6 protein-coding genes and 1 pseudogene are annotated in these 8,132 nt (G+C 70.6%); all 7 read right to left on the bottom strand.

All coding sequences use genetic code 11. The annotated features are described in order from the left end of the window. Nucleotides 1-699: enoyl-CoA hydratase/isomerase family protein (locus tag BZL64_RS26520; protein WP_086771702.1), on the bottom strand; the 699-nt coding region annotated here is incomplete at its 3' end. Continuing rightward, nucleotides 696-2,339, bottom strand: a complete 1,644-nt coding sequence (locus tag BZL64_RS26515; protein ID WP_086771701.1) for an AMP-binding protein — start codon at nt 2,337-2,339, stop codon at nt 696-698. The genes BZL64_RS26515 and BZL64_RS26520, both read right to left, overlap by 4 nt. Then, on the bottom strand, nt 2,336-4,087 hold the full coding sequence (locus tag BZL64_RS26510; RefSeq protein ID WP_208639528.1) for a CocE/NonD family hydrolase: 1,752 nt from the start codon (nt 4,085-4,087) through the stop codon (nt 2,336-2,338). The genes BZL64_RS26515 and BZL64_RS26510 overlap by 4 nt, the downstream gene beginning before the upstream one ends. A gap of 127 nt (nt 4,088-4,214) precedes the next feature. Further along, nucleotides 4,215-4,355, bottom strand: a pseudogene (locus tag BZL64_RS26505) (alpha/beta fold hydrolase); the annotation flags it as partial. A gap of 163 nt (nt 4,356-4,518) precedes the next feature. Further along, the gene (locus BZL64_RS26500; protein ID WP_086771700.1) at nt 4,519-6,192 is read right to left on the bottom strand and encodes a CocE/NonD family hydrolase; all 1,674 of its coding nucleotides are present in this window, start codon (nt 6,190-6,192) and stop codon (nt 4,519-4,521) included. 106 nt (nt 6,193-6,298) lie between these two features. After that, nucleotides 6,299-7,177, bottom strand: coding sequence for an alpha/beta fold hydrolase (locus BZL64_RS26495; protein WP_086771699.1), 879 nt, complete (start codon nt 7,175-7,177; stop codon nt 6,299-6,301). Nucleotides 7,178-7,306: 129 nt separating this feature from the next. Continuing rightward, entirely contained in the window at nt 7,307-8,008 is a 702-nt protein-coding gene (locus tag BZL64_RS26490; RefSeq protein WP_086771698.1) for an SDR family oxidoreductase, read from the bottom strand. Between the last annotated feature and the right edge of the window lie 124 nt (nt 8,009-8,132).

Raw genomic sequence — 8,132 nt, 5'->3', positions numbered from 1 at the left:
GGCCAGTTCCTCGCGCAGGGCGTCCTCGGGGGCGATGCCGTCGATGCGGTGCAGCAGCGCCTTGAGGCGTTGCTGGGCGGGGCCGCTGTGGTCGGCCAGTTGCCGGCAGACGCGGGTGGCGGTGGCGTCGAGGTCGGCCTCCGGCACGATCGCCCGGAGCCACCCGGTGTGCGCGAAGGCGGTCGCGGGCAGCAGTTCGCCGGTGAGCAGCAGCCAGCGCGACAGTCCGCGTCCGACCGCGCCGGGCAGCCGGACGCTGGAGCCGCCGGCCGGTACCAGCCGCCGGTTGAGGTGGCCGTCGCCGATGAGGGTGGTGTCGGCGGCGACCACGACATCGCAGGCCAGCGCGAGTTCGAGGCCCCCGGCGACGGCGTGACCGTGCAGCACGGCGACCCAGGGTTTCGGGCTGGCCGCGATACGGCTGAAGCAGGCCGACACGTCGGCCAGGAAGCCGACCGGGTTCTCGCCCCGGTCGTGGAGCTGAAGGAACTGGTGGAAGTCCCCGCCGGCACAGAAGCTCGGCCCGTTGCCTGCCACGGCGATGACCGCGGTGCCGGGATCGGCCTCGGCACTGGTGATCTGCTTGTCCAGGGCTTGTACGAGGGTGATGTCGAGGGCGTTGCGCCGCTGGGGGCGGTTGAGCAGCAGCCACCGGACGGTGCCGCGTTGCTCGACGACGAGGGGGTCCGTGTCGGTCATTGTGTCTCTCGGCTGGAAAGTTCGGTGCGGCGGCGGTTGCGCAGTTGGTAGCGCTGGGTCTTGCCGCTGGGCGTCTTGGGCAGGGCGTCGATGAAGTGGATCGTGCGCGGGTAGGCGTGGGCGGCGTAGCGGTTCTTGACCAACTGCTGGAGTTCGGCGGCCAGTTCCGGCGAGACGTCGTGGCCGTCGCGCAGGACGACGTACGCCTCGACGACCTCACCGCGTACGTCGTCGGGTGCGCCGATGACGCTGCACTCGGCGACGGCGGGGTGCTGGGCCAGGACGCTCTCGATCTCGAACGGCCCGATCCGGTAGCCGGCCATGATGATGACGTCGTCGTCGCGGGAGGAGAAGAAGAAGTCGCCGCCCGAGTCGATGCGTCCGGCGTCGCCCGTGAGGTACCAGCGGCCGTCGGCGGTGAACTTGGTGCCGGCCTGCCCTGGGATCTGGTAGTCGCTGAAGGTCATCAGCGGGCTGGCGGCGACGTCGATCGCGACCCGGCCGAGCACACCCGGTGCGGCGGGCTCGTCCTTCTCGTCGGCCAGGACGGTCAGACTCCAGCCGGGCACCGGCCGCCCCATCGATCCGGCCTTGAGAGGGTGGGCGAGTTCCGGATGGTGGTGGTTGGCCAGCGGCATGCCGACCTCGGTCTGACCGAAGTGATCGTGCACGGCCAGGCCGAGCGTGGCGCCGGCCCATTCGTTGACCTCGGGGGTCAGGGGCTCGCCCGCGCTGGACGCCCGTTGCAGACGCAGCCCCCGCGGCACCGGCACCGACGAGGAGCGCAGCCCCCGGTATACGGTCGGGGCGGCGGCGAAGTCGGTGACCTGGTGGTCGACGAGGGTGCGCCAGGTGGTCTCGGGGGAGAACCCGCCGGACAGCAGCAGGCTGGGGATGCCGGCGGCCAGCGGAGCGACGATCGCCGCGTACAGCCCGTAGGCCCAGCCGGGGTCGGCGGCGCACCAGTAGCTGCTGTCCCGGGTGACGCCGAGACCGTACTCCAGGTAGACCTGCCATCCCGCGACGTAGGAGACGGGGTGGACGACGCCCTTGGGCTTGCCGGTGGTGCCGGAGGTGAACATGTGCACCAGAGGCCCGTCGCCGCTCGTGGAGATGGCGGCCAGCGGCTCGGGCGACGAGGCCGCGACGAGATCGGCCAGCACCATGTCACCGCGCGAGGTGCCGGTTCCGGTGACCACGACGCGGCGCTGGGGGGCGTCCGGCATGTCCGGGCCCGGGTCGAGTTTGTGGCGCTGGTCCGGGTCGACGACCACGACGTGCACGCCGGCACCTTCCAGGCGCAGGGCGATGGCCTGGGGCGCGAACGCGGTGAACAGCGGGACGTAGACCGCGCCCAGTCGCCAGACCGCCAGCATGACGGTGACCAGGTCGGCGCTCTTGCCCATCAGGGTCGCCACCCGGTCACCCGGACCGACGCCAAGCCCCTGCAGCGCCCGCGCACAGCGGTGGGAGTCCGCGGCGAGCTCGCCGAAGGTCAGTGTCGAAGCCTTGCCGGCACTGTCGACTACGGTGAACGCGACGCGGTCGGCGGGGTGCTGATCGCACAGCAGCCGGGCCACGTCGAGGGAAGGAGCCGTGAATCGCGCGGTCAGCTCGGCGACCCGGTAGGCGGCGCTCACTGCTGGTCCTTCCGGTCGATGACCGGCAGGACCAGACGGCTGGGGTGGCTCGGGCCGTGATGGATGTGGTTGATGGCGGGAATCATCTGCTCCTCGCCCTCCCGGGCGATGACGCCGCCGGTGTTGGTGTTGCGGTCGTAGCGCGGGAAGTTGCTGCTGGAGACGTCCACGCGGATGCGGTGACCGGGAAGGAACACGTTGGAGGTGGCCGTCATGTCCACGGTGATCTCGTAGACCGTGCCGGGCTCCATCAGTTCTTCCGTGGCGAGGCCGCCTCGGTAGCGGGCGCGCAGGATCCCGTCGCACAGGTTGATCGCTCTGCCGTCGGGGAAGACGTCGACGAGCTTGGCGGTGAAGTCGGTGTCCACCGCCGAGGAGGAGACGAACAGGGTCAGGCTGACCGGACCGGTGACCTCAACCGGCTCCTCCAGCACGGGGGTGGCGAAGCACAGGACGTCCTCGCGGCCGGCGACCGTCCGCTGGTCGACCGGGCCGCAGAACCCCGGCGTCGTCGGCATCGACGCCCCGCCGGCCGAGGGAACCGGGCGGCGCGGGTCGTACAGGTAGGTCTCGTGCCCGGCGCCGGTCGGCGCCTCGGTGGTCAACACGCCGTCGCCGCCCGCTGTGTTGGCGTGACCGGTGCTCGACAGATGGAAGTCGGTCCACCTCGTGTCGGGCAGCGGCCACTCCTGCTCGTCGCGCCACTGGTCGATGCCCATCACGAAGATCTTCACCGGCGCCACGCCGTCCAGCGCGGTGGTGTCGCCGCGGAGCCAGCGGTCGAAGAACTTCACATGCAGGCCGGACAGGCCCATCATCCGGGCACCGGCCAGCGGGCCGAAGGAGCGGTCGCGATAGATGCCGTCCGCGGCGAGACCGTGATCCCACGGACCGACGATCAGCCGCTGTCCCTCACGCGCCTGCGCACTGCCCGCCTTCTGGCGGGCGGTGGTGTAGGTGCGCAGGGTCTGGCCGATGTAGAGGTCGTACCAGCCACCGATGTTGAGCGCCGGGACGGTGACGTTCTTCAGCTCGGGCGTGAGCTCCATCGCGTCCCAGTACCCGTCGTGGGACGGGTGGGCCATCCAGTCGTCCCACCACTTCCCGTACGCCGCCAGCACCGGAACCTCCGCCGTCGGCAGCACATCGTTGAGAGACTCGTGAGACAGAACCGCCTGACCGAGCTGCTGCACCTGGTCCACGGAGCCCTCGCCGGCCGCCAGGGACCGCTGCGCGTCCAGGGCGTACATCTGGGCGTTCCACAGCGTGACCAGGCTCAGTGAGAGCGCACCGCCCGCGGAGAACCAGGGCGCCTCGTAGTTGTCGATCGAGGTGCAGCTCGGCGCGATCGCCTTGAGACCCGGGGCGCCGGTCACGGCGGTCTCCCACTGGACCATCCCGAGGTAGGACCCCCCGTACATGCCCACCGTGCCGTCCGACCAGGGCTGGTCGGTGATCCAGGCGACGGTGTCCTCGCCGTCGGCCCGGTCGGCCATATGAGGAACGAACTCTCCCTCCGAGCGGTGGGTACCCCGGCAGTCCTGCACCACCAGCGCGTAGCCGGCCTCCAGCAAAGCCAGGAAGTCGGGCATGAGTGCATGGCCGGCGCCGAGCGCGATGTCCTTGCCGTACGGAAGGCGCACGAGCAGCGTCGGAGCCTGCCCCTCGACTGGATGCCACACGTTGGCGGCGAGGGCTACGCCGTCACGCATCGAAACCCGGACGTCTACGTCGTATAGGTGCTGCATCGGTGCTCCTCGTCGAGCCGCGGCGGCGTTGCCAGTAGGTGGGTACGTTAAGAGGTACGTTCGTACCCTGTCAATTACTCACGCGCGGCTGACCTCCCCTGATTCACCTGCACCAGGCGATCACCGCGTCTCCGCCGGCTCGGGTCCTCACCAGATCGGGACGCGGCGAGGCGACGCGCACGGTGAGGGCGGGGCCCCAGTCATGGCCCACGAGGTCGACCGGGCTGCCGATTTCCTCCAGACGGGCGATGAGCCAGTCGACGTACTCCATCGCCGACGGCCAGGCACCTGCCGACGGCCAGGCACCTGCCGGGAGACCATCGGCGAAGGGCGGCTGGACGCCTGCCGCCCTTCGCCGAAGCCACCGCGGCCGCGGTCGGCGTCCTTGCTCACCGGCGCAACCGCTCGGCCGGTTCCTCTGCCGCTTCCTGTCAGCCCGGGACCACCGGCAGGACGATGCGGGAGGGCTGGGCGGGGTCGTGGAAGACCTGCTGGCGGGCGACTCGGGCGGTGGTGGCGCTCTCCTCGGGTTCACCCGTGTTGAGGTTGCGGTCCCAGCGGGGGAAGTTGCTGGAGGTGATCTGGACCCGTATCCGGTGACCCGCCCGGAAGACGATGCTGGTCGACCACAGGTCCACGACGTGCTCGGCAGGCCCACCCGGTGTCGCTGCCCGTACCCGCACGATGCCGTCGGTCACATTGCGGGAGACACCGTGCTCGTCGACGTCGCACAGGCGTGCCACCCAGTCGGTCGACGACCCGTCCGTGGCGGCGAAGAGTACCGCCCGGACCCGGCCGGTCACCTCGATGTCCTCGGTGAGCGGTTCGGTGGTGAACACCAGGACGTCCTCGCGCGCCTCAACGGCCACCTGGTCGAGCGGCCCGGGACGGAAGTCGTCCGTCAGCAACAGGGCTCCGCCGACTGTGGGCACCGGGTCCATCGGGTCGTAGGCGAACTCCTCGGGCGGCTCGGCGACAGTCGGCGGCTCCTGCGTCAGGCGTCCGTCCGCGCGCAGATGGAAGTCCGTGTCCACGGCCCGTGACAGGGGCCATTCCGTCTCCTCTCGCCACTGGTTGACGCCCATGACGAACAGCAGCACCGTGCCCGTGTCCGGCTCCAGCGCCTGACCGTCGCCGATCGCGCGCTCGTACCAGTCGAGCTGGAGGCCGTGCAGGGGTCCGCGCATGCCCATGAAGGCGGAGTTCGCGCCGAACCCGAAATTGACGTCGCCGATGACGTGCTGATGGTTGGCGTGACTCCACGGCCCCATGATCAGCGTGGCGGACCGGCCGGCCCGGCGCATGGCGGCGAAGTTGTCGAGCGTGCCCTGAGTGAAGATGTCGTACCAGCCGCCGATCTGGAGGGTGGGCAGGTCCACCTCGTGGTGCCGGCCCTCGACCCGGCAGGCCCGCGCCCACTCGGGCTCCCGCCGGGACCGCTCATAGCCCAGTTCGGGAAGATCGTGCCGGACGAACGCGGGGAAGTGCCCGGCGGGCAGTTCGCCGTAGCCGCCGTCGGCCAGGCCGTCGAGATCCTGTACGAGCCTGCCGAGGCTGCCGCCGAGCGTGGCGGGTTCGGTGCTGTGCCGGCGCATCAGCGCGTCGGCACCCATCATGAGGGTCCAGGGCGCGGTGATGCCGAGCTCGATCGCGCCGCCGCGCGTCCACAGTCCGTCGTCCGGATCGGACCACGTGACCATCGGTGCGATCGCCTTCAGCTCCGGCGGCTTGGACAGCGCCGCCATCCACTGCGTGTTGCCGAAATAGCTGGCGCCGACCATGCCGACAGAGCCGTTCGCGCCGGGAAGGGCACCAGCCCACCGTACGGTGTCGTACCCGTCGCTCTCCTCGTGTGTCCACGGCTCCCACTCACCCTCGGAGGCGAACCGGCCACGGGTGTCCTGGACGACCATCATGAAGCCACGCCGAGCCACCGCCAGGGGATCGAGGACGGCGACAGCCAAGGGCATCTGCTTCCCGTACGGCAGCCTGCTCAGCAGGACCGGCCACGGTCCGCTGCCGCCCGGCCGGTAGACATCCGCGCGCAGCACCGTGCCGTCACGCATCTTGGCGGGTACGTCGAACTCGATCTGGATCTCCGTCATGTGCTGCTCCTTTGCCTGCCACGACGTCTTTTCCAGAACATGGTCGATCGGCTCTCCCCCCACGCGGCACCCCCGATCGGGGGTGCTCGCGGCGGTCTCCGGACGCTTACGCCACCGCGTTCAGCAAGTCGGCCAGTACGTCGGGCCGTTCCAGGGCGATGAAGTGGCCGGCCTTCGGCACCTGGGTGAAGTCGGCGGCGGGCAGCAGCTTCTTGTTGGCCTCCCGGTCCGAGGGCCGGGACCAGTCGTTCTCCCCGTAGACGAGGTGGATGGGAGCCTTGACCTCGGGGTAGCGCGGGCGGGCCGCGATGAGGCTGGGCAGGCTCTGGTACACGGCCCGGGCGACCGTCGGGTAGCCGGGACGGCCGCCCACCTGGAGGAGCTCGTCCACGTAGTCCTCCCGCAGTGCGCTCTTGTCGCCCAGGCCGCCCTGCAGGATCTTGCTGAGGGCGGGCTTGGGCTCCACCCCGGCGATCACCGGGCCCACCCCGGGCGTGAGGACACCGCTGACCACCACGCGGGCGAGGAAGCTGGAGCGGGCGATACCGCCGCGGAAGTCGTAGGTGTTGACCGCGACGACGCGCCGGACCCGCTCCGGCAGATCGGCCGCGGCGGTCAGGGCGAGCACCGCCCCCATGGACTCACCGACCAACGTCACGTCGTGCAGGTCGAGTTCGGTGAGGAGCCGCTCGACGCCCGCGCGCATGGCCGGCTCGTCGTACGACGCCCCGGGCACGATCTCGGAGTAGCCCATCCCCGGCAGGTCGAGGGCGTACACGGTGTACTGGTCGGAGATCAGCGGGATGAGGTGGCGGAAGTGCTCGGCCTGGGTGCGCACGGTGTGCAGCAGGACCAGCGGGGCACCGCTGCCCGCCTTGAGGTAGCGCAGCGTTCCCTCGCGGCTGCGGTGTCCTGCGCGCGGGGCGAGGGTGTGGCTGGTGGTCCCCGGAATGTGGATCTTGGGACGTGACTCCTGGCTGGGCATCTCGCCGGACTCCTTGTGTGCGAACTGCGAATGGGTGGTGCGGGTGCGGGTGCGGGTGCGGCTGCGGCTGCGGCAGGGCGGGGTGTCGCCGACGGCGCGTGGCCCGCGGCCCCCACTGTGGGCCGCGACCTACTTGGCCAGCTGCGGGTACAGCCCGGCCAGGTCGCCGGCCAGACCCGCCTTGACCTGCCGTGTGAGGTCGTCGCCGAGCACCTCGTGCGCTCCCGTCTCGACGCCGTCGAGGGCGAGTACGGCGATGTCACGGGGGTCGGACTTGGGCGCGTCGACGTCCGCCGCCAGGTCCGTGTCGACGTATCCGACGTGCAGTCCGGTGACGGCGATGCCGCGAGGCTCGAGTTCCAGGCGCAGGGAGTTGGTCTGCGACCACAGGGCGGCCTTGGACGCGCTGTAGGAGCCGCCGAGGGCCAGCCAAGAGAGTACGGAGTGGACGTTGAGGATGTGGCCGCCGCCGTTGCGCTCGATGACCGGCGCGAAGGCGCGGGTGAGCAGCAGGGGGCCGTAGAAGTTGGTCTCGAACTCCCGGCGTACGTCGTCGACCGGGGAGTCGAGGAAGGACGCGCCGACCACGGCACCCGCGTTGTTGATGAGTACGGTGACGTCCTGGGCCTGTGCGGCGGCCGCTGCCACGGAGGCCGGGTCGGTGACCTCCAGGGCCACCGGGACCGCGTCGGGGTGCGTCACGGTGCGGGGGTCGCGGGCGGTGGCGTAGACCTTGGCGGCGCCGCGCACATACAACTCTTCCACCAGGGCCTTGCCGATGCCCCGGCTGCCGCCGGTGACGAAGACGTTTGCGCCCTTCAAAGCGGTCATGACTACCTCCACAAGAATTGGAAACCGATCGGTTTCCATCACGGTAAACCGATCGGTGTCCAGGCGCAAGCTCATGACGGGAAGCAGTCGCGCGGGGGCCGAGCCGCTCCGGAGCGGTGTCGGG

Source organism: Streptomyces bobili (assembly GCF_002154575.1).
GTDB lineage: Bacteria > Actinomycetota > Actinomycetes > Streptomycetales > Streptomycetaceae > Streptomyces > Streptomyces bobili.
Note: the sequence above shows the minus strand (reverse complement) of the source record. Positions and strands in the feature narration are given on the sequence as shown.

What these genes read in the sequence shown, in the direction of transcription:
- BZL64_RS26490 (WP_086771698.1), bottom strand. Translation starts at nt 8,008, where the DNA reads ATGACCGCTTTGAAGGGCGCAAACGTCTTCGTCACCGGCGGCAGCCGG.
- BZL64_RS26495 (WP_086771699.1), bottom strand. Translation starts at nt 7,177, where the DNA reads ATGCCCAGCCAGGAGTCACGTCCCAAGATCCACATTCCGGGGACCACC.
- BZL64_RS26510 (WP_208639528.1), bottom strand. Translation starts at nt 4,087, where the DNA reads ATGCAGCACCTATACGACGTAGACGTCCGGGTTTCGATGCGTGACGGC.
- BZL64_RS26500 (WP_086771700.1), bottom strand. Translation starts at nt 6,192, where the DNA reads ATGACGGAGATCCAGATCGAGTTCGACGTACCCGCCAAGATGCGTGAC.